This is a genomic window from Oerskovia rustica, assembly GCF_014836555.1.
GTDB classification, from domain to species: Bacteria; Actinomycetota; Actinomycetes; order Actinomycetales; family Cellulomonadaceae; genus Oerskovia; species Oerskovia rustica.
In genome coordinates this window covers 105,182-130,905 of record NZ_JACSQQ010000005.1, presented here as the reverse complement: position 1 = coordinate 130,905, position 25,724 = coordinate 105,182, and the positions used below count along the sequence as shown (strand labels likewise).

At 74.1% G+C, this 25,724-nt stretch carries 19 protein-coding genes; 12 read left to right on the top strand and 7 right to left on the bottom strand.

The window, feature by feature from the left end:
• Position 1 precedes the first annotated feature (1 nt).
• The 4 genes from H9652_RS04575 to H9652_RS04560 all read left to right on the top strand — a co-directional run bounded on the left by H9652_RS04575 (position 2) and on the right by H9652_RS04560 (position 3,933).
• Positions 2 to 1,198 (top strand): glycosyltransferase family 4 protein, encoded by a 1,197-nt coding sequence (locus H9652_RS04575; RefSeq protein WP_191795084.1) that lies wholly within the window; start codon positions 2 to 4, stop codon positions 1,196 to 1,198.
• Complete coding sequence (locus tag H9652_RS20200; protein ID WP_191795082.1) at positions 1,195 to 2,355, top strand: GNAT family N-acetyltransferase; 1,161 nt, start codon at positions 1,195 to 1,197, stop codon at positions 2,353 to 2,355. The genes H9652_RS04575 and H9652_RS20200 overlap by 4 nt, the downstream gene beginning before the upstream one ends.
• A gap of 29 nt (positions 2,356 to 2,384) precedes the next feature.
• Positions 2,385 to 2,573 (top strand): hypothetical protein, encoded by a 189-nt coding sequence (locus H9652_RS04565; RefSeq protein ID WP_191795080.1) that lies wholly within the window; start codon positions 2,385 to 2,387, stop codon positions 2,571 to 2,573.
• A gap of 127 nt (positions 2,574 to 2,700) precedes the next feature.
• Entirely contained in the window at positions 2,701 to 3,933 is a 1,233-nt protein-coding gene (locus H9652_RS04560; RefSeq protein ID WP_191795078.1) for a GNAT family N-acetyltransferase, read from the top strand.
• Here H9652_RS04560 and H9652_RS04555 read toward each other — a convergent pair.
• Positions 3,905 to 8,317 (bottom strand): LamG-like jellyroll fold domain-containing protein, encoded by a 4,413-nt coding sequence (locus H9652_RS04555; RefSeq protein ID WP_191795077.1) that lies wholly within the window; start codon positions 8,315 to 8,317, stop codon positions 3,905 to 3,907. The two genes, H9652_RS04560 and H9652_RS04555, sit on opposite strands and share 29 nt — an antisense overlap.
• A 208-nt stretch (positions 8,318 to 8,525) precedes the next feature.
• Between H9652_RS04555 and H9652_RS04550 the strand changes: the two genes are divergently transcribed.
• From H9652_RS04550 to H9652_RS04535, 4 genes are all read left to right on the top strand, one after another.
• On the top strand, positions 8,526 to 9,884 hold the full coding sequence (locus H9652_RS04550; protein WP_191795075.1) for a hypothetical protein: 1,359 nt from the start codon (positions 8,526 to 8,528) through the stop codon (positions 9,882 to 9,884).
• A gap of 197 nt (positions 9,885 to 10,081) precedes the next feature.
• Complete coding sequence (locus tag H9652_RS04545; RefSeq protein WP_191795074.1) at positions 10,082 to 10,819, top strand: BUD32 family EKC/KEOPS complex subunit; 738 nt, start codon at positions 10,082 to 10,084, stop codon at positions 10,817 to 10,819.
• 104 nt (positions 10,820 to 10,923) lie between these two features.
• A complete protein-coding gene (locus H9652_RS04540; RefSeq protein ID WP_191795073.1) occupies positions 10,924 to 11,766 on the top strand; it encodes a polysaccharide deacetylase family protein in 843 nt (280 codons plus the stop codon).
• Positions 11,763 to 12,809, top strand: a complete 1,047-nt coding sequence (locus H9652_RS04535; protein WP_191795072.1) for a glycosyltransferase — start codon at positions 11,763 to 11,765, stop codon at positions 12,807 to 12,809. The genes H9652_RS04540 and H9652_RS04535 overlap by 4 nt, the downstream gene beginning before the upstream one ends.
• On the opposite strand, the gene H9652_RS04530 is transcribed toward H9652_RS04535, so the two are convergent.
• Positions 12,806 to 13,831: a glycosyltransferase family 2 protein gene (locus H9652_RS04530; protein ID WP_191795071.1), complete on the bottom strand. Its 1,026-nt coding sequence runs from the start codon at positions 13,829 to 13,831 to the stop codon at positions 12,806 to 12,808. The two genes, H9652_RS04535 and H9652_RS04530, sit on opposite strands and share 4 nt — an antisense overlap.
• Before the next feature lie 78 nt (positions 13,832 to 13,909).
• Here H9652_RS04530 and H9652_RS04525 point away from each other — a divergent pair, with 78 nt between their 5' ends.
• The 4 genes from H9652_RS04525 to H9652_RS20190 are packed head-to-tail and all read left to right on the top strand — an operon-like array spanning position 13,910 to position 19,714.
• Complete coding sequence (locus H9652_RS04525) at positions 13,910 to 16,057, top strand: glycosyltransferase (protein WP_191795070.1); 2,148 nt, start codon at positions 13,910 to 13,912, stop codon at positions 16,055 to 16,057.
• Positions 16,054 to 17,478, top strand: a complete 1,425-nt coding sequence (locus H9652_RS20195; RefSeq protein ID WP_191795069.1) for an O-antigen ligase family protein — start codon at positions 16,054 to 16,056, stop codon at positions 17,476 to 17,478. Before H9652_RS04525 ends, H9652_RS20195 begins: the two co-directional genes overlap by 4 nt.
• Positions 17,475 to 18,548, top strand: coding sequence for a glycosyltransferase family 4 protein (locus H9652_RS04515; RefSeq protein WP_191795068.1), 1,074 nt, complete (start codon positions 17,475 to 17,477; stop codon positions 18,546 to 18,548). Before H9652_RS20195 ends, H9652_RS04515 begins: the two co-directional genes overlap by 4 nt.
• A complete protein-coding gene (locus tag H9652_RS20190) occupies positions 18,545 to 19,714 on the top strand; it encodes a glycosyltransferase (RefSeq protein WP_318243977.1) in 1,170 nt (389 codons plus the stop codon). Before H9652_RS04515 ends, H9652_RS20190 begins: the two co-directional genes overlap by 4 nt.
• Here H9652_RS20190 and H9652_RS04505 read toward each other — a convergent pair.
• The 5 genes from H9652_RS04505 to H9652_RS04485 form a co-directional block, all read right to left on the bottom strand.
• The gene (locus H9652_RS04505; protein ID WP_191795067.1) at positions 19,674 to 20,876 is read right to left on the bottom strand and encodes a glycosyltransferase; all 1,203 of its coding nucleotides are present in this window, start codon (positions 20,874 to 20,876) and stop codon (positions 19,674 to 19,676) included. The two genes, H9652_RS20190 and H9652_RS04505, sit on opposite strands and share 41 nt — an antisense overlap.
• Complete coding sequence (locus tag H9652_RS04500) at positions 20,873 to 22,780, bottom strand: polysaccharide biosynthesis tyrosine autokinase (RefSeq protein WP_191795066.1); 1,908 nt, start codon at positions 22,778 to 22,780, stop codon at positions 20,873 to 20,875. The genes H9652_RS04505 and H9652_RS04500 overlap by 4 nt, the downstream gene beginning before the upstream one ends.
• Positions 22,777 to 23,982: a glycosyltransferase gene (locus H9652_RS04495; RefSeq protein ID WP_191795065.1), complete on the bottom strand. Its 1,206-nt coding sequence runs from the start codon at positions 23,980 to 23,982 to the stop codon at positions 22,777 to 22,779. The genes H9652_RS04500 and H9652_RS04495 overlap by 4 nt, the downstream gene beginning before the upstream one ends.
• Positions 23,983 to 24,158: 176 nt before the next feature.
• Complete coding sequence (gene pth / locus H9652_RS04490) at positions 24,159 to 24,758, bottom strand: aminoacyl-tRNA hydrolase (protein WP_138823097.1); 600 nt, start codon at positions 24,756 to 24,758, stop codon at positions 24,159 to 24,161.
• 144 nt (positions 24,759 to 24,902) lie between these two features.
• Positions 24,903 to 25,505, bottom strand: a complete 603-nt coding sequence (locus tag H9652_RS04485) for a 50S ribosomal protein L25/general stress protein Ctc (protein ID WP_191795064.1) — start codon at positions 25,503 to 25,505, stop codon at positions 24,903 to 24,905.
• Positions 25,506 to 25,724 lie beyond the last annotated feature (219 nt).

Sequence of the window (25,724 nt, the reverse complement as noted above, 5' to 3'; positions counted from 1 at the left end):
GATGAAGTGGTCCGACCAGACGCCGCCCGAGCGCGGGCACGTCCATGTCCTGACCCCCGGCGACCACTACTCCCCGCGGACCGGGAGCGCGGTGCCGACGGTCGTCGACGGCCTGGTGCAGGGGGCGTCCCCGAGCTCCGCGCCGTCGTCGGTCGTCGTGGCGCGCGGCACCTACCCCGACCGCTACGACGGCGCGCACGTCGTCGAGTACCCGCAGGCCTCGGCGCGAGGTTGGGAGCGCTACACCGACGCGGCCGCCTCACGCGTGGGGCTGCCCCGTCACGGCGCCCGGCGCGCATTCGCGGCGACCGTCCGCGACCAGGCCGCCTGGCCGCCGTCGTACGTGTTCGCGCACAACGCCCCCCAGCTCGTCCCGCTCGTCGACGCCGACCGGCACCTGCCCGTGCTGTACGCGCACAACCAGCTCCTGCGCACCTACGGCCACCGCGAGCTGGCCCGCACGCTCGGGCCGGTCCACCGCATCGTGTGCGTGAGCGCGTTCCTGGCCGACGAGACGACGGCGCTGCTCCCGCCCGGTCTCCGGGACCGCGTGGTCGTGGTCCACAACGGGGTCGACGCGCCGACCGGCGACGCGCCCTCGGCGGGCCGTTCGGAGCGCGGCGGCGCCCTGCACGTGGTGTTCGTCGGTCGCGCCATCCCGGACAAGGGGGTGGACGTCGTCGTGGACGCGGTCCGGCGCCTCGCGCGCGCCGACGTGCGGCTCACCGTGGTCGGTGCGGCGGGCTTCGACGCCGCGGACCCCCTGACGCCCTACGAGCGCGACCTGCGCCGACGCTCCGCGGGGACGACCGTGCCGACGACCTTCACGGGTTTCCTCCCCCGCGGCGAGGTGCGTGAGGTCCTGCGCACCGCCGACGTCGTCGTGGTCCCCTCGCGCTGGGCCGAGCCCTTCGCCCTGACGGCGCTCGAGGGCATGGCCGCGGGCGCTGCCGTCGTCGCCTCCGACATCGGCGGGATCCCCGAGGCCGTCGGCACCGCCGGGATCCTCGTGCCCCCCGGCGACGTCGCCGCCCTCGCCGAGACCCTCGCCGCGCTCGCCGACGACGAGTCCCTGCTCGTCCGCGCCCAGGAGGCCGGGCGCGCGCACGCGGCCGAGATGGACTGGTCTCACGCCCGCGCCCGGCTCGACCAGGCCCTCGGTGGCGCCCGGGCCCACAGCCCCGGGTGGCCGGCGTGAACCCGGCCGGCGCCGTGCGCGCCAGGACGCTGCGCCTGGGCGAGGTGACGCCCGTCGAGGCAGAGCGCTGGGCCGACCTCGTGGACCGCGCGCTCGAACCCAACCCGTTCCTGTCCCCCGCCTACCTGCTCTCGGCGTCCCGGTGGCTCGCACGGACCACCGGCATCGTGCTGCTCGTCGTCGAGCGCGACGACCGGATGATCGCGCTCCTGCCCCTCAGCCGTGACGAGCGGTTCCACGGCACACCGCTGCGGTACGCGACGACCGCGGGCGCCTTCCTCAAGGACGACGCACCGCTGTGCGCACCCCTCGTCGACACGGAGCACGCGGCGACCGCGCTCGACCACCTGCTCGGCTACCTCGCAGACCGGCGCAACGGCTTCCCACCCCTCGTCGAGCTCACCCTGCTGCCCGGCGACGGCGCGTTGAGCGACGCCCTCCATGACGCGTGCCACCGCGCCGGCGTCCCGATGCTCGAACGATCGCGCTTCGAGCGGGCGTTCCTGGACCGTGCGAGCGACGCGCCCGCCCCCCGGGACGCCCTGAGCCGCTCCAAGCGCAAGCAGGTCGAGCGGCTGACCCGCCGCCTCGAGGAGTCGGCCGGACGGCCGCTCGTCATGGAGGACCGCGGGGCGGACCCGCGAGCCTTCGAGGACTTCGTCGCCCTCGAGGCCTCGGGCTGGAAGGGCGACGTCGACCAGGACGGCGGTGCGCTCGACGTGACCCCGGGAGCCGTCGAGTGGTTCACCGACGTGACCGACGGCCTGCGCGACCGCAAGAACCTCCACCTGCTCACGCTCGTCGCGGGCGACGACGTGGTGTACATGTCGATGCTCCTGGGCGCCGGCGGGACGCTGTACTCCCTCATGGACACGTACGACGAGCGCTTCGCGAGGTTCAGCCCCGGCGTGATCGGGCGTGTCGTGGAGCAGGAGTTCGTCCTGGGGAGCACGACCGCGGACCGGTTCGACCCGTGCCTGCACCCCAAGAACGTCGGCCCGAGCGGCCTCTACCGGGACCGCCGGACGCTTGTCGGGGTCGTGCTCGCGACGCGCGGTCTCCTCCCGCGCCTCCTCGTGCGCTCGGTGCCGACCCTGCGCCGACTGCGCGACCGCGTCGTGGGCACGCCGCGCGAGACTGCCGAGGACGCGTCATGATCGGGACGACACCCGGTGGGGGGCGAGCGATGGCATGGAACGACCGCGGCATCCTCGCCGCGACGCTCGGGCACACGGGCAGGGCGTGGACCGACGCGTCCTCCGACCCCGCACCGGCCGCCCCCGTGTACCTCCACCGCACGACCTACCGTGGCCCTGAGCTCGGCCTCCTGCACCCCGGTGAGGGCCCTCCGTCGGGCCTCCCGACGGTTCGCTGACACCTCCTCTCCTCCCCCTCCGGGTCGATCGAGGATCTTCTCTCGCCCCCGCCGCTCCCCCGTGCAGCCCGCAAGGGCTCGCTCCGCCGTGCGGCACGTCGTGCCGCCTCCCCTCGAACGGGAACCCATGCCTTCGAACGACTCGCCCCGCCTGTCCGTCCGCCTCGTCGCGGTCTCCACCCTCGGTCCCGAGGACGTCTCCCGCTGGAGGGACCTCGCCGATCACGCCGCCGAGCCCAACGTGTTCTACGGGCCCCACTTCCTGGTCCCGACCGCCGCGCACTTCGACCCGGACCGCACCCTGCGCCTGGTGGTCGTCGAGTCGGGCGGCTCGTGGCTCGCGCTCATGCCCTACGAGATGGTCCCGGCGAACCGCCGCTGGCCGCACCGGCACGCGTCCAACGACGGGCCGATCCTCAACCAGTTCACCTCGCTCGGCGTCCCGCTCCTGCGAGCGGACGACCCCCGGCGCGCCGCGACCGGCCTCGTGCGGGCGTTCCGGCGGTTCTCGCACGAGCTCGGCGGGAGCATCGAGATGGCGTTCGTCTCGGGCGACGGCCCGGGCGGTGCCGCGCTCCAGCGGGCCTTCGCGGACGAGGGCTCGACGCTCCACGTCTGGGGCGGCGACGAACGCGCCGCGGTGCGCTTCGCCGAGGTCGAGGCCCCGGGGAGCTTCGGCTACCTCCCGAGGTCGCGCGCCAAGGCCGTCCGCCGTCGGGCCCGCCGCCTCACGGAGGCCGCGGGCGTCCCGGCCGAGCTCGACACGCTGACGCTCGAGGTCGTCGAGGACCCGGCCGAGTTCCTCCGGTTCGAGCTCGAGACCTGGAAGGCCGACCCCGACCGCAACGGGGTCGGCTTCTCCCGGCTGCGCGAGGGACCCGAGTGGTTCGTGGACGTCTTCCGGGCGCACGCCGCTGCGGGGCGCGCGACGCTCCTTGCCCTGCGGCCTGCGGGCGAGACCCTCTACATGGCCGCGTTCCTGCGGTCCGGAGGCACCCTGTTCGCCTGGTACGACGAGTACGCCGAGAAGTGGGCGCAGCACGCGCCCGGGGTGCTCGGCCGCCTGCTGACCGTCAAGCGGTTCGCCGCCCAGGGCGACCTCGACCTGCTCGACTCGTGCATGCACCCGTCGCTGTACCCCGACCAGAACGAGCTCTACCCCTCGCGGCTGCGCACGGTGTCCTTCACGGCCGCCCTCGGCCGCTGGCCGGGTCAGCTGCTGCTCCGGGAGATCGTGGCCCTGGGCCACGGCCGACGGGTGCTCGCGAGCCGGGTCCGCGCGGCCCGGGACGAGCGTCGCTCCCGGGCCGAGCGTCCCCCGACCCGGGACGTCAGGCAGGCGGCGGAGTCTGCGTCCTGAGCGTGGCGACCTCGGCAGCGCTCAGCGCCCGGTCGTAGAGCCGCACGCCGTCGACGGCCCCCTTGAGCGGGAGCGTGCCGCCGGGCTGCCCGCCCAGGAGGAGCGGGAGCGTGTTGACCCCGACCGACGCGGGGCCCGCGACGTTCCCCTGCTCGACACCGTCGACGTACAGGCGCATCCGCTGCCCGTCGTAGGTGCCCACGAGGTGCACCCACGTGGTGCCGTCGGACGGGTAGGTCGACGTGGCGTTGACGCGGAAGGTGTCGCCCGACGTCGCCTGGTTGAGCCGCAGGAACGCCTTGCCCGCGCTCGACAGGCCGAGCTCGAACCCGTCGGTCGCGCTCGGTGCGGCCTTCTTGACGACGTACTGCGTCGCGACCTGCTCGGACCGCACCCAGGCGGCGACCGTCAGCGCGGTCGAGACGTCGAGGGCGTTCGCGTCAGGGATCGTGACCTTGCCCGTCGCGCCGTCGAACCGCACGGCGGACCGGCCACCGGCCGTGACCCACGTCGTCCCGCCCGAGAGTGCCCCCGCGTTGCCCCAGCCCGACGAGTCGGCCGCCGCGAGGCCGATGCCCTCGTCGAGGTCCCACGCGCCGCGGAGGCCGCCCGCGGGTGCGACCTGGACGGACGCCGTCGCGACGTTCGACCAGAGCCCGTTCGCGCCCACGCGGAAGGTGAAGCTCGTCGACCCGACGAAGCCCGCGGCGGGCGTGTAGGTGAACGCGCCCGTGGCGGGGTTCGTCACCGTCACCGTGCCCGACGACGGAGCGGCCACCACCTCGAACGTCAACGTCCCCCCGCTCGGTGAGCTGCCCGCGAGCGTGCCCGTGACGGGCGTCCCGCTCACGGTCGACGCGACCACGTCCTGCGCGACGGGCGGGGCGGCCGGCGGCTGGACGGCCTGGACGAGCTCGGCGACCTGGGCCGCGGTGAGCGCCCGGTCGTACAGCCGGGCCTGGTCGACCGCGCCCTGGAAGGGGTACAGGCCGTCGGGCTGCGCGCCGATCGTCAGCGGGAGCGTGTTGACGCCCACCGACGCAGGACCGGCGACGTTCCCCTGCTCGACGCCGTCGACGTAGATCCGCAGGCGCTGCCCGTCGTACGTCCCCGCGAGGTGCACCCAGGTCGTCCCGTTCGTCGGGAGCACCGAGGTGGCGTTGACCCGGAACGTGTCACCGGACGTCTTCTGGTTGACCCGCAGGAACGGCTTCCCGGCGCTCGAGATGCCCAGCTCGTAACCGTCGGCGGACCCCGACACCGCCTTCTTCACCACGTACTGCGTCGCGTGGCGCTCGGGGCGCACCCACGCCGACACCGTCAGCGCCGACGACACGTCCAACCCGTCCGCGTCCGGCACGGACACCGTGCCCGTCGACCCGTCGAGGCGCACGGCCTTGCCGTCGACCCCGGTCACCCACGTGATGCCGCCTGACAGTGTTCCGTTCTGACCCCAGCCCGACGAGTCGGCGGTCGTGGTCCCGGTCCCCTCGTCGAGGCCCCACAGGCCGCGGATCCCCGCGACCGAGGTCACGCGCACGGTCTGCGTCGCGACGTTCGACCACGTCGTCCCGGCCTTGACCCGGAACGTGAAGCTCGTCGTCCCGACGAAGCCTGCGGCGGGCGTGTAGGTGAACGCCCCCGTGGCGGGGTTCGTCACGGCCACCGTGCCCGACGACGGAGCGGCGACCACCTCGAACGTCAGCGCACCGCCGCTCGGCGAGCTGCCCGCGAGCGTGCCCGTGACCGCGGTGCCGGTCGTCGTGGTGGAGGCCCCGTCGGTCGCGACCGGGGTCATGGGCACGGGGCCGCTGCCCTGGACGAGCTCGGCGACCTGGGCCGCGGTGAGCGCCCGGTCGGACAGGCGCACCGAGTCGACCGCACCCTGGAAGGGGTACAGGCCGTCAGGCTGCGCGCCGATCGTCAGCGGCAGCGTGTTCACGCCCACCGACGAGGGGCCGGCGATCGACCCCTGCTCGACGCCGTCGACGTAGATGCGCAGGCGCTGCCCGTCATAGGTTCCCGCGAGGTGCACCCACGTGGTCCCGTTCGTCGGGAGCACCGACGTCGCATTGACCCGGAACGTGTCACCGGACGTCTTCTGGTTGACCCGCAGGAACGGCTTCCCGGCGCTCGAGATGCCCAGCTCGTAACCGTCGGCAGACCCCGACACCGCCTTCTTCACCACGTACTGCGTCGCCGACCGCTCCGGACGCACCCACGCCGACACCGTCAGCGCCGACGACACGTCCAACCCGTCCGCGTCCGGCACGGACACCTTGCCCGTCGACCCGTCGAGACGCACGGCCTTGCCCGCCTTGCCCGTGACCCAGCTCGTCCCCCCGGTCAGCGTGCCCTGGAACCCCCAGCCCGAGGAGTCCGCCGTGAGCACGCCCGCGCCCTCGTCGAGCTCCCACGTGCCCCGGGCCCCGGCCACCGCGGTGACTCGCACGCTCTGGGTCGCGACGTTCGACCACGTCGCCCCAGCCTTGACCCGGAACGTGAAGCTCGTCGCCCCCACGAAGCCCTCGGCGGGCGTGTAGGTGAACGCCCCCGTGGCGGGGTTCGTCACCGTCACCGTGCCCGACGACGGAGCGGCCACCACCTCGAACGTCAGCGCACCGCCCACGGGAGACGACCCCTTGAGGGTCCCGGTCGCGGCGACCCCGACGGACGTCGCGGTGAGACCAGCCGTCGCGACGGGCCCGCGCGGGTCGATCCACGGCAGCCGGGCCGTGCCCGCGGTCGAGCTCGACGCCGCCATGACGAGCGTCGCGCCCTGCACGTTCTGCTTGGCGCCCGTGACGTTGTTGTACGTCCCGTCGAGCACCGTCCTGGCGCTCTGGGAGAAGCTGATCGACGCGAGCGGCGTCACCTTCTCGATGATGTCGTCGAGGACCTCGCTGTGCGTGTAGACGACGCGCAGGAGGCCCGTGACCTCGTCGATCTCGACGATCGGGCGCGTGCCCAGCCGGTCGACCTCGTAGATCGGGTCCCACGTGCCGTTCGGGCGGCGGACGAGGAGTCCGATCACCGTGGCCCCCTGGGAGTCGTACGACGTCTTGACCGCGGCGTAGAGGGTGCCGTCGGACGCGACCGCGACGTTCATGTGGTCGTCGGCCATGCCGTCGCCGAGGTTCAGCGCCGAGGACTGCGCGGGCTTCTCGTCGGCCGTCCACGTCGCGGGAGCGGCACCGTCGACGTGCGTGCGGAAGCCGAATCGCTCGGTGCTCTGGTTGGACCAGAGCACTCCGATCTTCCCGCCCGGCAGCGCCGTGACCATGCCGATGTCGTCGTCGAGGACACCCGAGGCCACCGTGACGGGGGCCGAGAACGACGTGTACGGGGAGTCGGCGTAGCGCGCCTGGATGCTCGTGCTCGTGTCGGAGACCAGCCACAGCCGGCCCGTCGTGTCGACGTCGATCGTGCCCGTCTCGCTGCCCGGCAGCGAGACCGCGGTCGCGGTCTGGCGCTGGGACCACGGCTGGTAGGAGTTCGAGGAGGCGACGTACTCGACCGAGACGAGCGCCGTCGTCGGGCCGTGGAGCAGGACGTGCGCGACGTCCCCCACGACCTTGACGTCCGCGCGCACGTCGGTGCGGTCCGAGATCCGCACGACGTTCGTCCAGGTCCCAGCGGTCTGGTCGTAGCGCCAGACCCACGTCCCCGCGGGGGTCGTGCTCGTCGACGCGAGTGCGGCCCACCACGTGTCGTGCGCGAACCACAGCTTGGACTGCGGCTTCTCCCCCGTGTTGCCGCTCAGCGGGACCGCCGTCGTCGTGAGGGCGGTCTCGGCCAGGGCGCTCGGCCCGCTCGGCGCCGCGTCGAGCGACGGGGCCGGCTCCTGCCAGGCCAGCGTCACGAGGCCCGGCTCGCCGGCCTTGGTGCCGACCTCGACGAGGTACTCCTCGCCCTCGACCGCGTCGAACGTCACCCGGGAGGTCGAGACGTCGCCGTCGTCGTCGTTGGTCGCGACCACGGTCCGGGGTGCCGAGGCCCGGCGCACCGCGACCGTCGTGTCGAGCTCGCTGCCGCTCGTCGAGAAGCTGATGGGGCCCGACGCCGGAGCAGTCCATCGCCACCAGAGCGACTTCGCCACGGTCGACGGCGTCTCGGGGCCGGCGCCGTCGGCCGAGAAGTTGGGCGCGACGTCCTGCCCGACCGTGCCGCCGATGGCGCGGCCCTCCGACCGGCTGTCGCCCTGGACCGCGGTGACCGGGACGGGCGTGGGCGCCGACGCGGACGCAGGCCCCACGTCCCCGGTGACGACCGAACCGGCCGTGGCGAGGACGAGCCCGGCGACCACGAGGGGCGCCACGACGCGCGCGATCCTGCGGCGGGCGGTCGTCGGTCGACGGGGCGGGCCGTCGGGGCGTGCCGTCATGATCGATCCTGTCCGGAGTCACTGGTGGTGGATCCGTACGCGGCGAGCGACGGCTCGCGACGTACCCCCGGAGCGGCCACCACGTCCCATCGAACCATCGGCGCGGAATCCTGCGGAAGGTCGACCGCCAAAGTTCACCCGGGCGAGAGCCCCCTCCCAGCGCGTCGCAGCCCGGCGCCACGCACGAGGTGTGCGTTACTGTCGCGCCATGAACCGTCCCGGCAGCGACCTCGACCCTGCGCGGACCGAGCCCCCTGCCCGGACGCCCGTCTCCTCGTACGACCCCGCGGACCTGACCTACCGGTGGTCACCCGAGGTCGGCGCGTTCGCCCACCAGTACGACCGCGACCTCCAGCTCCTGGTCGTGTGGTCCGGGGGCCGGGCGCACGAGACCGAGATCCTCGAGCGCGTCGCGGCCGACTTCACGATCCTCGCGCAGGTCGAGGTCCGGTGGAGCGCCGAGAAGATGGTCAACGACTTCGAGCGGCTCTACGGGCAGACCCTGTGGGGCACGTCCCCCAAGCACGAGGAGGTGGGCGCCGGCCCGTTCCTCCTGCTGATCCTGGAGGACCACGCCCCGGCCTACTCCTACCGGCAGAACGTCACGGGCTACGTCGAGCTCACCAACGTCAACGTCGCGCGCGTCAAGGCCGCGGCCCGCGCGCTCACGGGTGGGTACCGCATCCACTCGAGCAACAACATCCGCGAGTTCTTCCGCGACGCGACGCTCGTCCTGGGTCCCGAGCGCCTGCGCGAGATCATCGCGCAGGAGGGGCCGGCCGAGGGCGCGTCCGTGCTCGCGGAGGACATCGTGGGCAGCCGCGGGTGGGACAGCCTCGACCAGGTGTTCCGCACCCTGCGCTGGACCTCCCGGTACGTCGTGCTGCGCAACTTCGACGACCTCCCCGGCTCCCTCGAGGACGACCACGAGATCGACGTGCTGTGCGACGACCAGACGGACCTCGCGGCCGTCCTCAACGCCACCGAGGTGTACCCGGGGCCCGAGGGCGCACAGTTCCGGACCCTGGTCGGGGGCGAGGAGGTCTTCTTCGACACCCGGTACGTGGGCGACGGCTACCTCGACACCGAGTGGCAGCGCGAGATCCTCGCGCGCCGCGAGTGGCGGGACGGCCAGGTCGCGGTGCCCCGGCACGACGACCACCTCTTCTCGTTGCTCTACCACGCCAAGGTGCAGAAACCGGCCGTCAAGCCCGCCTACGTCGGGCGGCTCACGCAGCTCGCTCTCGACGTCGGGCTGCCGGAGCAGGTCGCCCGCACCCTGACGCAGGACGAGGTCGCGGCCTCCCAGCTCGACGGGTACCTCGCGGGACACGGGTTCACGGTGCCGCTGCCCGTCGATCCCGCGGTGCACCGCAACGCCGAGTTCCTCGCGCTCTTCCGGCTCACGCCGATGGCCGACCCGCCCCTCAAGGTCGCGACGGCCGAGCTGTGGCAGTCCGCGAAGCGCAGCCCGGTGGCACGGGCCCTGGGCAGGTCCCGCGTGGTGCGGGGCGCGTACCACCGGCTGCGTTCCGCCGTCCACGCGCTCAAGGACCGCCGGGCCTGACGAGGCGTCGCACGCGCCCGCGGTCGGCCTCGCGCACGCCCGCGGCGCGGACCGTCGACACCGACGCCACGCTCGCCCGTGCCGATTTCGCCCGCTCCCGCGGCGTCCTGCCATGGACCCGCCGCAGCGCTCACCGCTACCGTGGCCGGATCGATCGTGGGGGTCCGCGACCGCACACCACCAGTCGAGGAGTCGTCATGAGCATGCCTGCCGTCCAGGCGGAGGGGCCGCCCCGCTCGCTGGTCCGCAGGGTCGTGGACCGGGCGCGGATGGTCTACATCTTCGGCAGCCCCGTCGGCGCGACCTTCGTCAAGGCCACCGACCGCTCGGTGACCGTCTACACCACGACCGGCGGGCGACCCACCGTCTCGAAGTACTTCGCCCGCACCCGGGTCGGCAAGGACGCGTTCCTCGCCGAGAAGGCCACGGGTGACCTCTTCGGCGACCGGCCGTGGCGCATGCCCGTGGTCCGGTGGCACCGCCGCGGGTTCACGGTCCCGCGCCTGCCGGACGAGTCCCGGCTCGACGTCGCCGGGCAGCAGCTCTCGCGGGAGGACCGCGTGGACATGGGGGCGTGGACCCTGGAGGTCCTGCTCGAGATCTACCTCACGGGCAACCTGCACGGCGACCTGCAGCCGCACAACATCTGGATGCTCGACGGCAGGCCCGTCGTGACCGACTTCGAGACCTTCGGGCCGCGGACCCCGGGCATCCCGTTCCTCGACTCGGGGGACATCACGGGCAACGACCCGCGCCCGCGCGACCGGAGCCTCGACCCGGCGTTCGACCCCGAGGACGACTGGTCCTTCCACCACATGCTCGGAGTGAGCCTGCAGGACGCGGTCGACGCCCTCCGGCCCCGGCTCGTGGCCGCGAGCGCCGAGGACCCCGCGGCCCTCGCGAGGCTCGAGGCGCTCGACGGTGTCCGCACCTAGGCGGGACGTGCACGCGCCCGCCCCGTCTCACCCGTAGCATCTGCACCACCCGCCCGGCCGGTCCGGCGCGGGCCCCGTCCCGGACGACCAGAGAGGGTCAGCCGATGTCCGAGTCCCTGCCCGGCGGATCCCGCACCACGGACCGTCGCGCTCCCCGCGGGATCGTGGTCCGTCGCCGCGACATCGAGAGCAGGCCAGCGCCCGTGGGGGGCGGGTTCGCGGAGGTCGCGTACACGCGCCTCCCGCTACCCCGCGCCCTGACGCGCGCGCTCGGCACGTTCTGCGTCAACACGTCGGACCGGGTCGTGTCGATCACGTACGACGACGGCCCGCACCCCGAGCACACGCCTCGCCTGCTCGACCTGCTCGCCGCACGCGGCGAGACCGCGACGTTCTTCGCGCTCGCCCGGCAGGTCCGGGCGCACCCGGAGATCGCCCGCCGGATCCTCGCCGAGGGCCACGAGCTCGCGCTCCACGGGCAGGACCACCGGTCGCTGCTGACGATGGGCGATAGCGAGGCGGTCCGGTACGTGCGGGACGCGAAGGACGAGGTCGAGTCGATCGTCTCGGCGCCCCTCGTCTCGTTCCGGCCCCCGTACGGCGCGCACACGGTCCGTCAGGCGCACGGCATCGCGGGGCTGGGCATGGACGTGCTCATCTGGTCGGGCGACGCGTTCGACTGGGTCGACGACGAGGAGGAGCGGATCGCCGAGCGTGCCCTGTCGACGATCTTCCCCGGGAGCATGCTCCTGCTCCACGACGACCGGGGCGACCCGGAGACGCTCGCTGCCGACGAGGTGTTCCCGGCCTTCGACCGGGCCCGGGTCCTGGGCCTGCTGCTCGATCGTCTCGTGGCCGACGGCTACCGGACCGTGACCGCCCACGACCTGGTGACGACGTACCAGCCCGTCATGAGCATGGCCCGCGAGAGGATGCGTCAGACATGAGCACACCCACCGGTGCGCAGGCCCGCCCGGAGCTCTCGGTGATCATCCCGGCGTACGACGCGGAGGCGACCCTCGGGGTCCAGCTCGGCGCGCTGCTCGCGCAGCGTCCCGCGTGGCCCTGGGAGGTGATCGTGAGCGACAACGGGTCGAGCGACGGGACCCGTCGGCTCGTCCAGGAGTGGACCGGTCGCATGCCCGAGCTCCGGCTCGTCGACGCCTCGGCCCGTCGCGGACCCAGCGCGGCCCGCAACATCGCGGTCGCGCAGGCGAGGTCGCGGGCCCTGGCGTTCTGCGACGCGGACGACATGGTCGCGGACGGCTGGGTCGAGGCGATGCACCGCGCCCTGGCCGAGCACGAGTTCGTCGCGGGCCCGTTCGAGGGGTCCCGGCTCAACGCCGACCTGACGTCGTCGGTCACGTGGACGGCCCAGACGGACCGGTTGACGGTCAAGCCCGGGCTGGAGCAGTTCGTCACGGCGGGCTCGGGCAACATGGGCGTGCGCACGGCGGTCTTCGACGAGGTCGGGGGCTTCTACGAGGGGGCCCGGACCGCGGAGGACGACGACTTCTGCATCCGGGTCCAGCTCGCGGGCCACGACCTGGTGTTCGACCCGGACATCGTGCTGCACGTCCGGCGCCGCGACGGTCTGCGGAACATCGCCCGGCAGTCCTTCGCGTACGGCGCGGGCGAGCGCTGGCTGAGCCACCGGTACGCGCTGCTGTACGCGCAGGCTCCGCGCACGACGGGCGACGACGAGCCGACGGGCGACCACGCACGAGCGGACTCCGCACCGGGGGAGGACACGCTGCCCGCGGGCGTCGTGGGCCGCCTCAGGGGGCTCGCCCGGCGCGGCCGGGTGTTCGCCGTCCGTGGTGGTTCGTTCGTCCGGAAGGCGTTCCGCAAGGCGTCCACGATCCGGCGCCCGGGGGATCTCTCCGACCTGGTGTGGCGGCTGAGCTGGAGCGCCGGGTGGAAGTTCGGGCGGGTCCCGGCGGCTCCGCCGATCGTCCCTCCGCCGAGCTGGCGGCAGGACGCGTCCTAGTCGTTCGTCTCGCCGGGGCCTGCACCCGTCGCCCTGCCTGTCGTCCTGCCAGTCACCCTGCCGACGAGCCGTCGCCCCCGTTCGCGGGCCCAGTCGAGGGGCGCGAGCGGTGCGAACCGCGCAGCCCAGGCGACGTGACCGAGCGCGGCGCGGACCTGACGCTCGGAGAGGTCGGCCCGCGCGGCCCGGGCGGCGCTCCACGCGGCGAAGCGGTCGTTGGCGCGCAGCCGGTCACGGTAGGCCGGGTCGAGATCGGCACGGCCGGCCCGGCCCGCGCTTTCCGCCCGGCGAGCCACGCGGGCCTGCGAGCGCCGCTCGCGCAGGATCACCCGGATGCCCGCGGCGAGGTCGCGGTAGGCCCGCGTCGTGTTGCCGGGGTGGTACCGGTAGTCGACGAGGACCTCGTCGACGAAGACGAACGGCCCGAGCGTCGCGGCCGCGAGGACCAGGTCGAGGTCCTCGCCCTGCCGGTACGCGGGGTCGAACCCGCCCACGGCGTCGAAGGCACCGCGGCGGATCACGAGGTTGGGCAGCATGATCCCCGTCAGGCCGCGGACCACGTCCCGTGCGTCGCGGGCCGGGCGCTGGTCGGCGGCCACGAGCTCCTCGCCCGCCGGGTCGACCGTGCGCATCGCGCAGTAGGAGATCACGGCGTCGGGTCGGGCGGACAGCGCGTCGACCGCGAGGCGCAGCCGGTCGGGATGCCACCGGTCGTCGTCGTCGAGGAACGCGAGGAGCTCGCCGCGGGTGTGCCGGACACCGGTGTTGCGCGCGGTGGAGACGCCCGACGGGTCGAGGCGCAGCACCGTCCCGACGCCAGCCTCCTCGACGAGGCCGCGGATCACGGCCGGGTCGGGCGAGCCGTCGTCGACCACGACCAGCTCGACGTGCGGGTACGTCTGCGCCGCGACCGAGGCCAGCGCCTCGGCCAGGAACGGCCCGCCCCGGTTGGTGGCGACGACGACGCTCACGAGCGGTTCGGCGACGGTCGCGCCCGCGGCGTCAGGACCTCGGTCGGGCACGGCGCTCCTCGGTTCGGTCGGGGTGAATTCGGTGAGATCGCGGGGGCAGGGACCCCTCGCTGGTGGACAATCTCCCACATGAGGATCCTCCGCGTCTCGCACAGCGCCGTGGTCGACGCGTGGCGAGAGCGGGAGCGCGAGCTCCGGGCGACCGGGCTCGACGTCGGACTCCTGTCGGCGCGGGCGTGGGACGAGGGCGGCACGACGGTCCAGCTGACGCCCCGGGCGGGCGAACCCGTCGAGGGCGTCCGGACGTTCGGTTCGCACCCCGCGCTGTTCGTCTACGCCCCGGGCCCGCTCTGGCGCGCCCTGGGCCAGGGGTGGGACGTCCTGGACCTGCACGAGGAGCCGTTCGCGCTCGCGACGGCGGAGATCCTGGCTCTGCGACGGCTCCGCGCCCTCCTGCCGGGACGTCGCCGCCGCCCGGCGCCCCCCTACGTCCTGTACTCGGCGCAGAACATCCCCAAGCGCTACCCCTGGCCGTTCCGTGCCTTCGAGGCCGCGGCCCTGCGTGGCGCGGCCGCTGTGTCGGTCTGCAACGAGGCCGCAGCACGCATCGTCCGCGCGAAGGGCGCGCGGGGCGCGGTCGAGGTGGTCCCGCTGGGCGTGGACCTGTCGGTCTTCTCCCCGGGCGAGGCCGTCTCCCCCGGCCTGTCCGCCCTCCTGCCCGACGGCGTCGCACCCGTCCCCGGTCCGGGTCGCCCCGGGACCGGGCCGGCCGGGGGGCCGGTGCACGTCGGCTACGCGGGGCGCCTCGCCCCGCACAAGGGCGTGGACGTCCTGCTCGCAGCGGCCCGGGACGACGACCGCCTGCACGTGACGCTCGCGGGCGACGGCCCGTCGGCCCGCACGCTCCGCGACCGGGCACGGCCGCTGGGCGACCGGGTCCGGTTCGTCGGACCGCTCGCGGGCGACGACCTGGTCGCGTTCTACCGTTCGCTCGACGTCCTGGCCGTCCCGTCCCTCGACACCCCTGGCTGGATCGAGCAGTTCGGTCGGGTCGCGGTCGAGGCCATGGCGTGCGGCACGCCCGTGGTGGCGAGCGACTCGGGCGCCCTGCCCGACGTCGTGGGCGGCGCGGGCCTGCTCGTGCCCCCCGGTGACGCCGGGGCGCTGCGCGAGGCGCTCGTCCGGGTCGTCGACGAGCCCGGCCTGGCCGAGGCGCTCCGTGCGCAGGGCCTGACGCGCGCCGCCTCGTGCGCCTGGCCCGAGGTCGCACGCCGCTACCTCGCCCTGTACGAGCACGCGACGGCGCACCCCGCGCCCACGACCCCCGCCGGGAACCCGACCCGTGCAGGCGGCGAGCACACCCCGGGAACCGGTGCTCCGCCGTCGGGCGGCGGGCGGCTGCCGCCCGAGGTGGTCCTCGTCGCGTACGGCTCCCCCGACCTGGTGCGCGACGCGCTGGCACCCCTCGTCGGCAAGCTTCCCCTGACCGTCGTGGACAACTCGTCGCTGCCGGAGATCCGGGAGGTCGCCGAGCTCGCGGGCGCCCGCTACCTCGACCCCGGGCGCAACGGCGGGTTCGCCGCGGGCGTCAACCACGCGCTGCGCCACCGCCAGACCCCCGGCTCGGACGTCCTCCTGCTCAACCCGGACGCCGTCGTGAGCCCCGAGGACGTCCTGACCCTCCAGGCCCGGCTCCACGAGGCACCGGACCTCGCGAGCGTAGGCCCGGCGCAGGTGGACGGCGACGGCGAGGCCGCGCGCGTCGTCTGGCCCTACCCGTCCCCGGCCGGGACCTGGATCGAGGCCGTGGGGCTCGGCTCGCTGCGCCGCACCCCGGCCGACCGGTCGTTCGTCATCGGGTCCGTGCTGATGCTCCGGGCCGACGCGCTCGAGCAGGTCGGGCCGTTCGACGAGAGCTTCTTCCTCTACGCCGAGGAGACCGACTGGGCCTACCGGGCGACCCTCCTCGGCAGGCGCCACCTGGCCGTGCCCGAGGTACAGGCGCTGCACCTCGGAGGCGCCACGAGCGGTGACCCGACCCGCCGCGAGACGCACTTCCACGCCTCCCAGGAGCGGTACCTGCGCAAGCACTTCGGCGCGACGGGCTGGCACGCGGCACGCGCGGGTGTCCTCGCGGGCTCGGCCGCGCGAGCCGTCGCGCTCCGGGGCACCGGACGCGACCTGGCCCTGCTCCGGCTCCGGCTGTACGCGCGCGGCCCCCTGTCCGCCGAGGCGGAGATGCTCGCCCGCCCCACCAACCCGGGCCCCACGACGTGATCCGCCGGTCCCTCGCCTGGGCCGCGGGATCGGTCGCGGTCGCCGTGGTCCTGGTCGGGATCGGCCTCCTGGTGCCCGAGTACACCGCGATCTCGGTCGCGGTCGCCGCGCTGGTCCTCGTCGTCGGGATGACGATCTACGAGCCGGCCGCCATGCCGATCCTCGCGATGCCCGCGATGGTGATCGTCCAGCGCGTCGGCGGTGACGCCGTCAACCTCTCGTTGAGCGACTTCGCGCTCTTCGGGGCGTTCTGGTTCGCGCTCTTCTTCACGCAGCGGCCCCTCTCGCGCCCCATGCGCTCGCTCCTGTGGCTCTCGGCGTTCTACCAGGTCGCCACGCTCTTCACCGTCATCGCCAACCCGTACACCGCGAACACCGTCGAGTGGTTCCACGCCTGGCTCTCGGTCGGCGGCGCACTGCTCGTCGGGTGGGCCGTGGGCCGGGCGGGGCGCGCGCGGCTCGGCCTGACGCTGTTCATGATCCCGTGCCTGATCATCGCGGCCCTGACGTGCTTCACGGCCCTGCAGCAGCTCGCCGCCGGCAACACCGGTCCCGTGTACCTGCAGATCCCGTTCCCCATGCACAAGAACTTCGTCGGGTGCGTCCTCGGGAGCGCGGCCCTGCTGGCCTACGCCCGTCCCTGGTGGGTGGGGTGGCCCAAGGCCTTCACCTACCCCGCGTTCTGGCTCTTCGGCCTCGCGATCCTCGCGTCGCAGTCGCGCCAGGCCCTGATCGGTCTCGCGATCGGCGTCGTCCTCATCACCCTGCGCGCGGACCCCGACCGCAAGCGCTCCAAGCTCATCCTGCTCGCCGCGATCCCCGCGGTGTACTTCGTGTGGGCCGCCGTCCAGGAGCAGCTCGCGACCAACGACCAGTTCAACTCGGCCTACCAGCGGCTCACCTGGTACGAGCAGGCCATCGACGTCTGGGAACGCAGCCCGTGGGTCGGCGTCGGGCTGCGCTGGTGGGTCGCGAACCGCACCGAGTACACCTTCCAGCCGCCCAACGCCGAGCTCGAGGTGCTCACGTCGGCCGGGATCGTCGGGCTCGCCGCGTTCATCGTGCTGTTCTTCGGCTCGCTCGTCGTGCTGTGGCGCCTCAACCCGCGCTTCGGGACCCTCGCGTTCTCGGTGCTCCTCATGCGCTTCATCCAAGGACAGTTCGACCTCTTCTGGGTCTCGGTCCAGGTGTCCGTGCCGTTCCTCATCGTGGGGGTCTGCGTGGGCGCCGACGCCTACGCCGAGTCCCGCCGCGCCGCGCGCGAGGAGACCGGCGACACGTTGCCCGTCGACGACCTCCGGTCGGTCGAGGAGATGATCGACGCCACGGGTCCCTCGAAGCACCTGGTGCTCACCCCGTCCGCGATCCCCGCCCCCCAGCCCGAGCCCGTGGGCCGCCACCGGAAGGACCCCACCACGTGAGAGTGCTCCACGTCGTGCACTCCGACGCCTTCGCGGGCGTCGAACGGCACGTCGCCCGGCTGGCGCGCGCACAGTCCGCGCACGGTGACCAGGTCGTCGTGGTCGGCGGCGACGTGCCCCGCATGCGGGCCACCGTCGACGACCCGACCGTGCGGGTCCTGCCTGCGGGATCGCTCGCGCAGGTCGTGCGCACGATCCGCACGACCGCGACGGGTGCCGACGTCCTGCACGCTCACATGACGTCGGCCGAGATCGCGGCCTCGCTCGCGGGCGCGACGCTCCGACGCATGCCGCCCGTCGTCGCCACGCGCCACTTCGCACGGACCCGGGGCAGCGGCCCGGCCGCCGGGCTGACCGCCGCGGTCGCCCGCCGACCGGTGCGCGCGCAGATCTCCATCAGCCGGTACGTCGCCGACCACGTCGACGGCGACAGCGTCGTCGTCCACCCCGGGATCGACGACCGCCCCAGCGCCCCGGTCGCGGCCGGCCGCGACGGGGCCGTCCTGCTCGTCCAGCGCCTCGAACCCGAGAAGCGCACCGACCTGGGCGTGCTCGCCTTCGCCGCGTCCCGCCTGCACGACGACGGCTGGCAGCTCCTCGTCGCGGGCGACGGTTCGCAGCGTGCCGTCCTCGAGGCCCTCGTCGCCCGCGAGGGTCTCGCCGGGCACGTCCGGTTCCTCGGCGCCCGGTCCGACGTCGACGACCTCATGCAGCGCGCGGCGGTCCTCCTGGCACCCTGCCCGGTCGAGGGCCTCGGACTCAGCGTCCTGGAAGCCATGTCCAACGCGCTGCCGGTCGTGGCCGCCGGGGCCGGTGGCCACCTGGAGACGCTCGCCGGGCTCGACCCGCTCGCCCTCTACCCGTCGACCGACGTCGACCGGGCGGGCGAGAACCTCGCGGCCCTGGCCCGGTCCGCGTCCCGGCGCGACGCGTTCGGCGAGGCCGCGCGCACGATCCAGCGGACCCGTTTCACCCCCGAGGCCCAGGTCCAGGGGACGGCAGCGGTGTACCGCGGCGTCGTCCGGCCGGGGGCCAGCCCGCACGACGAGCATCGGAGCCCCACGCCGTGAGAGACCTTCCCCCTGCGGTGCACGAGCTCGTGGTCGTCTCGCTCGAGTCGTGGGACCTCGTGTGGCGACGCAACCAGTACCTCGTGACCGAGCTGCTGCGGGCCGACCCGTCGCTCGTGGTCCTGTTCGTCGAGCCCGCCGCCGACCCGCTGCACGAGGCCCGCCGCGGCTTCCGCCCCCGGGCCGGGCACGGGCTCCGGCGAGCGGAGCCCGTCGAGGGCGTCGGCCCCGACCAGCTGTGGCTCTACCAGCCCACCAAGATCCTGCCGCGCCGCGTCGATCCCCGGGTCGACGCCCGCCTCGCGTCGCTCGTGCGCCGCGCCGCGCGCCGGGTCGGGCTCACGCGCCCCGTGCTGTGGGTCAACGACCCCGCCGCGTCGACCCTGGTCCGGGACACCGACTGGCCGTCGCTGTACGACGTGACCGACGACTGGGTCGCGGCCGACCGCCCGCCCGAGATCCGTCGTCGGCTCCTCGCGGACGAGGCGCACCTCCTCGAGGCGTGCGACGAGGTGACCGTGTGCTCGCCCCACCTCGCCGCGAGCAAGGGCGCGGAACGGGCCGTCACCCTCCTCACCAACGGCGTCGACGTCGACCGCTACCGGCAGCCCAGGGAACGCCCCGCGGACCTGCCCGCCGGACCCGTGGCCCTCTACCTGGGCACCGTCCACCGCGACCGCTTCGACCTCGACCTGGTCGCCCGGACCGCCACGACGACGGCCGAGGCAGGGACGGTCGTGGTCGTCGGGCCCGTGCTCGACCTGACGAGCCAGGAGTACGACGACCTCACCGCCGCGGGCGTTCGGCTCCTCGGCGCGCGCCCCTGGACCGAGGTGCCCGCCTACCTCCAGCACGCGACCGCGCTCCTCGTCCCCCACCTGGTCGACGACTTCACGGACAGCCTCGACCCGCTCAAGCTCTACGAGTACCGGGCCGTGGGGCGACCGGTCGTCGCGACCCCGGTCGCGGGCTTCCGCGACGCCGACGACCCCCGGGTCACGGTCGCCGGGCCCGCGGACTATCCGCAGGCCGTGCGCGACGCGCTCACCGCACCGGCCGCGACCGACACCCACCAGGACGACGACATCCCCACGTGGGACACCCAGGGCCGCGCGATGCGCGACGTCATCGAGCGGGCCTGGCGGCTCGCCGCCACACCTCGCTGACGACCTCCGCGGTGCGCGTCGCCGCGAACCGGTCCTGGGCGACGTCCGCGGCGCGGCGCGCCCTGTCCGCCGCGGCCTCCGGGTCGGCGAGCACTGCCGAGATCCCCCGGGCCAACGACTCGACGTCCCCCGGCTCGACGAGCTCGCCCAGCGGGGCCGGGTCGCCCGGCGTCCCCGCGAGGATCTCCACGACGCCCCCCGCCCGGGTCGCGACGACCGGGACCTCGCGGACCATCGCCTCGACCACGACCTGGCCGAACGGCTCGGGGACGGGAGAGGCGTGCACGCACACGTCGAAACCGTCGAGCTCTGCCGACGGGTCCACGACGAACCCCGCCCAGACGACGCGCTCGGCCACACCGAGCCGCAGCGCCTCGGCGCGGACCTGCTCCGCGTACTCCTGCGCACCGAAGCTCGGCGCGCCCACGACCCGGAAGGTCGCGTCCGGGTGCTCGTCCAGCACGCCGCGCGCCGCGCGCACGAGCTCGAGCTGCCCCTTCGTGGGGCTGATCCTGCCGACCATGCCCACGACCGGCGACCGACCGGCCGACGGGCGCCCGTCCGTGCGCACCTGATCGGCCGCGAACCCCGGATACGCCACGGTCGACGGGCCGGGGAGCGTCGACGCGGTGGCGCGGGAGTTCACGACGACCTCCGCGGGGAACCGCGTCGAGGCCCAGCGGAAAGCCCTCGCGACCGGCGCCGGGAGGTAGTCGTCGGCGATGCGGTCGTGGACGTGCCAGACGAGCGCGGCCCGCGCGACCCTCGCGGGCACCACGCCGAGCACGTCGGCCTTGAGCGACGTCGTGTGCACGACGTCCGGCCGCAGCGCGCGAACCCGGCGCGAGAGCCGCCACGTGAACGGGACGAGCCGCGCCAGCGAGACGAGCTGGGCGAGCCCCGCCCGCCCCAGCGCGCTCCGCGACGTGGACGCCGTCCCGGGGTCGAGCGGCAGGACCTCGACGACCGCCCCCGCCGCACGCAGCCGAGAGACCAGCGGGCCGTCGGAGAACAGCAGCACGCGCACGTCGACGTCCGGGCCCAGCACCTCGAGGAGCCGGACCAGAGCCAGCTCGGCACCTCCGAGCTCACCCGTGTGGTCGAGGACCAGGACGCGCACCGGTCGGCCGGGCTGCGATCCGCCCGGGCGCCCGGACGTCACCAACGGAACGGCAGCCTGCGCCCTGCGCTGCTACCGCCCTGCTCCGACTCGTCGTTCTTGCGGGCCGGGGCCGTGCGGGGACGCGCCTCGCCCTGCCCTCCGGGAACGGTCGTGATCTTTCCCCACTCCGGTGACAGCAGCGGTCCCTGTCGGGCGCCCGCATCCCGCCGGGACGCTGGGGTCGCCCCAGGCTCGGCGCCCTGCCCGGCGACCGCGCCGTCGGGGGTCGCCGACCGGGACCCTGTCCGCGCGTCGGACGAGACGTCCGTGACGACGGCCGCCGCCCGCTCCCGGGCTGCGCGCCGGGGCTCGTCGACCTGCTCGACGCCGCCGTCCCCCGGGGTTCCCGCGTCGGGGCGCTCGGCGGCGAGCGCGGGGGCCTGTGCGACCGCGTCGCCTCCCGCCGACCGGGTGCCCTGTCCGTCGTCCTGACGGTCCGGGTCGCCGTAGGTCGAGGCGTAGAGCATGCGCCGGTCGCTCTTGACGCCCGCGAGCGCGATGCCGACGAGGGGCACGTTGTTGATGCGGAGTCGTTCGGAGGCCTCGGCGAGGACGGCCCGGTCGGTCTTTCCCGCGGAGGCGATGAGCACCACGCCCGTCGCGTAGCGTCCGAGGATCGTCGCGTCCGCGGCGGCGAGCACGGGCGGGGCATCGATCACGACCACCTCGGCGTCGTCGCTCAGGTCGGCGATGAGCGTTCCCGCGCGGGTCGTCGCGAGGAAGTCCGCCGGGTCCATCTCCTCCTCGGGGACGGGGAAGACGCCCAGGTTGGGGATGGTCGTGGGGCGCAGCGTGTGCGGGTCGCCCGACCAGCCCTCGGGCGGCGGAAGGACCCGGTCGAGCTGAGGGCGGCGGAGGTCGCCCGAGACCGCGATGGTCCGTCGGCCGCTCAGCGCGAACGACGCCGCGAGGTTGGCCGCGATGAACGTGCGGGGCGCGTGCGGGTCCGCGGCCGTGACGACCACGACGACGCGGTCCGCCTCCGCGAGGGAGACCTGGACGGCGGTCCTGAGCTCGCGGATCGACTCGGTGAAGGGGGTGGCGACCTTGCGCGAGACGGGCAGCGTGTGCGAGTGGCTGTAGTCACGGTCCGACGACTTGACACCGTAGAGCTCAGCCAGCACGGGGGTCTGCGCGAGGCGGGCCGCGTCGGCCGCACCACGCACCCGGACGTCGAGGCCACGACGCGCGAAGGCCAGCCCGATGCCCGCGACGAGCCCGGCCAGGGCCGCGAGGGCGAGCACCGTGCTCCGCCCCAGCCCCAGCGCCTCGGCGCTCGTGGCGGGCGTCTCGACCTCACCGGGGACGGTGATCGCCCGGAGCGTGTTCGCCTGGACCGTGAGCGACGTGTAGTCGGTGACGATGGTCTCCTTCTCGGCGAGAGCGAGCGGGTCGTCCGTGACGACCGAGAGCCGGGCCGTGACGCCCGCGAGCTGCGCGGCGAGCGCCTGCCTCCTCGCGTCGAGCGCCGCGATCTGCGCGTCGCGGAGGACCGTGAGCTGGGCGACGTAGGCGTCGGCGAACGCGTTGGCGACGTCCTGGGACTCCTGCGGGTCGAGGGTCTTCGCACTGATGGCGATCAGGCTCTGGCTCTCGCCGGGGTAGTCGGCCGAGACCTGCGCGGCGAGCGTCGCGGGGTCGCCCGTGTAGCCGAGCGTGGTCGCCGCGGCCTGCACGACGGGGTCGGACGTGACGTCGCTCAGGTCGGTGTCGACCGTGACCTCGACGACCTGCTCCCCGCCCTGCGCCGACTGCACGCCGACGAGCCGCACGGTCGCGGTCGCCTTGTAGACGGTCTCCTGCTGGTTGAGGTAGACGAACGCCCCGCCCACGACCACGAGGACGGCCGCCAGCACGTAGTACTTGCCGGCCCACACCGTGCGGACGAACTCCCGGACTGTCATGAGTCCCTCTCCCCTGAGGTGCTGGCACCGGCGTGCACGAGGCCTCGTTGCTCTTCGACGACCTCGCGGAGCCGCGCGACGAAGCGCGGGAGCGCGAAGGTCTCGACGTGCGAGGTCAGGACGTCATCCTCCCACGGGACGACCGAGGCGTCCTGGACTGCCCGCGCGACGAGCTCGGGCTCGGGGGCGTCGAAGAACGCCCCGGTCACCCCTTCGACGACCGTGTCGAGGTACCCGCCGTCCCGCAGGACCACGGAAGGCCGCCCGAACGCACCCGCCTCGAGCGGGGACAGCCCGTAGTCCTCGTACGAGGCGGCGACGAGCATCGAGCAGCTCCGGTAGAGCCAGCGCAGCTCGGGGTCGTCGACCCGTCCGAGCAGCGTGGTCCCGCCGCCCGTGCCCGACGGCGTGCCCCACCTCCCGGAGACGGGGCGCCCGCGCGCGGCGAGGCCTTCGAGGCGTGCCCGGTCCGGACCGTCCCCCACGATCACGAGGTGGCGTCCGGCGAGGCGGGCCGCCTCGACCAGGACGTCGACGTTCTTGTACGGCAGGAGCCGCGCGACGCACAGCAGGAACCCCGGCTCGATCCCGGGGACCTCGCGCTCGGGCCCGGCGGGCAGCATCGCGGGGGGCGGGGGCAGGATCTCGGCCTCGATGCCGTAGGCCTCGCGGACCGCTCGCTGGGTGACGGTCGAGTTGGCGAGGTAGACGTCGGCGCGTCCTGCGGCCCGCCGGTCCCAGCCGCGCAGGGCCGGGCTCAGCGCGGCGAGCGCCGCGGACGCGACGCCGCTGCGGAGCCGGTCCCCGGTGCTCGCTCCGTCCCGGCCTCCGAGGTAGCGGTCCCGCTGGTAGAGCCACCGGGCCGGCGCGTGGCAGTAGACGACCGTCCGGCGTGCTCCACGGTATCCGTGGGCCCAGCCCGTCGAGCTCGCGAGCAGGACGTCGGCGTCGACCCGCTGCGCCGAGACCGCGGGAGCGAGGAGGGGCAGCGCGAGCCGGTGGTGGCGGCGCAGCGCGCCGACGCGGTCGAGCGCGGACGTCCTCAGGTCGAGCCGGGAGAACTCGGGGAACGTGCCCGCCTGGTCGTAGAGGGTCGTGTACATCGGCGAGCCGGGGAAGGCCTCGGCCAACCACAGGGCCACCCGTTCGGCGCCCCCGCGCTGCGTCGCGTAGTCGTGCGCGAGCGCCACACCCTCGGTCATCGTGCCTCCGTCGTGGGGCAGGAGACGGCCGCCCGCCCAGGTTGGATATCGATCCAGCCTAGGGCGCACGTCCCGGCCACAACGGATGAACCGGACACATCACCCGGGTGAAGTCCGGGCTCGCGGACCACGGCCGCCGGCCCGATGTCGACCGGCAGCGTGCGGCGGCCCGGAGGTCAGGCCTTGGTGTGGAACTTCCCCTGGGCCGCGAGCAGCCCCTCGGTGAGGACCATCTCGACGGCGTCCGCGGCGTCGTCGAGCAGGAACGGCAGCTCCTTGGCCTCCGCACCGGAGAAGTTCTTCAGGACGTAGTCCGCGGTGTCCATGCGCCCCGGGGGGCGACCGACGCCCGCGCGGACGCGGACGTAGTCGCGGGTCCCGAGCGCCTTGGTGATGTCGCGCAGGCCGTTGTGGCCCCCCTCGCCGCCACCGGACTTGAGCTTGATGTCGCCGAACGGGATGTCCACCTCGTCGTGGACGACGATCACGTGGTCGGGGTCGATCCCGAAGTACTGGGCGAGGCCCGCGACAGGACCACCCGACGTGTTCATGTACGTCGACGGCTTGGCCAGGAGCACCCGGGGCCCCGGGGCTCCGCCCGGCAGCACACCGAGGCGCGCCTCGGCCACGGCGGCGCGCGCCTTGTGCGCGCTGAAGGTCGCGCCGGCCCGCCCGGCCAGGACGTCGAGCACCATGTGGCCGACGTTGTGACGGTTGCCCGCGTAGGTGGGTCCGGGATTCCCGAGCCCGACGACGAGCCACGGCTGGTCGGTCATGTCACCTGGTCCTTCATCGACTTCTGAGGGGCAACGTGCGCGGCGCCCGGCGCCGTACGCCACCGGACGCCTCGAACGTACGTGTCCTGCGGTCCTGCGGACCGGACCCGGCGGAGCGGGGACCGACCCTCAGGAGGGTGAGGCTCAGGCCTCGGCGGGAGCCTCGTCGGCTGCCTCGGCGGCCTCGGCCTCTGCCTCGGCAGCGACCTCGCTGCGCGGCTCGGTGATCGCGACGACCGCGAGCTCGGCGTCGCCGTGGAACACGGAGCCCTTGGGCAGCGTGATCTCGCCGGCGCGGACGATGTGCCCGGCCTCGAGGCCCTCGATCGAGACCTCGACGGCCTCCGGCAGGTGCGTGGCCTCGGCCTCGAGGAGGAGCGTCTGCGACTCGACGACGTGGATCGTGCCGGGAGCGGACTCGCCGACGACGTGCACGTTGACCTCGACCTCGACCTTCTCGCCCTTCTTCACGATGAGGAGGTCGATGTGCTCGACGACGTCCTTGACCGGGTCGCGCTGGACGTCCTTGGCGATCGCGAGGACGGGCTTGCCGTCGAGCTCGATCGAGAAGAGCGCGTTGGACTGCTTGAGGGCCAGCGTCGTCACGTGCCCGGGGAGCGCGATGTGGACGGGGTCCGTGCCGTGCCCGTACAGGACGGCAGGGATCTGGGAAGCGCGACGGATGCGACGGGCGGCACCCTTGCCGAACTCGGTGCGGGCCTCTGCGACAAGCTTGATCTCGGACACGTGAACTCCTGAAGAACGGTTGCGGGCCGACCACCAGTGGGAAGCGATCGGCTGTCCGGCCGGCTGGTTGGCACCGGAGGACGGGGCGGCTGCGTCGGCGCGGGACACATGACGGGCGCACGAGGACGACCGCCCAGTCGATTACGGGGACCCTTCAGGATCCTGCTGACCTTCCGGTGTCTCACCGGCCGTCAGACGTCCCTCGCCGAGGCAACCGAA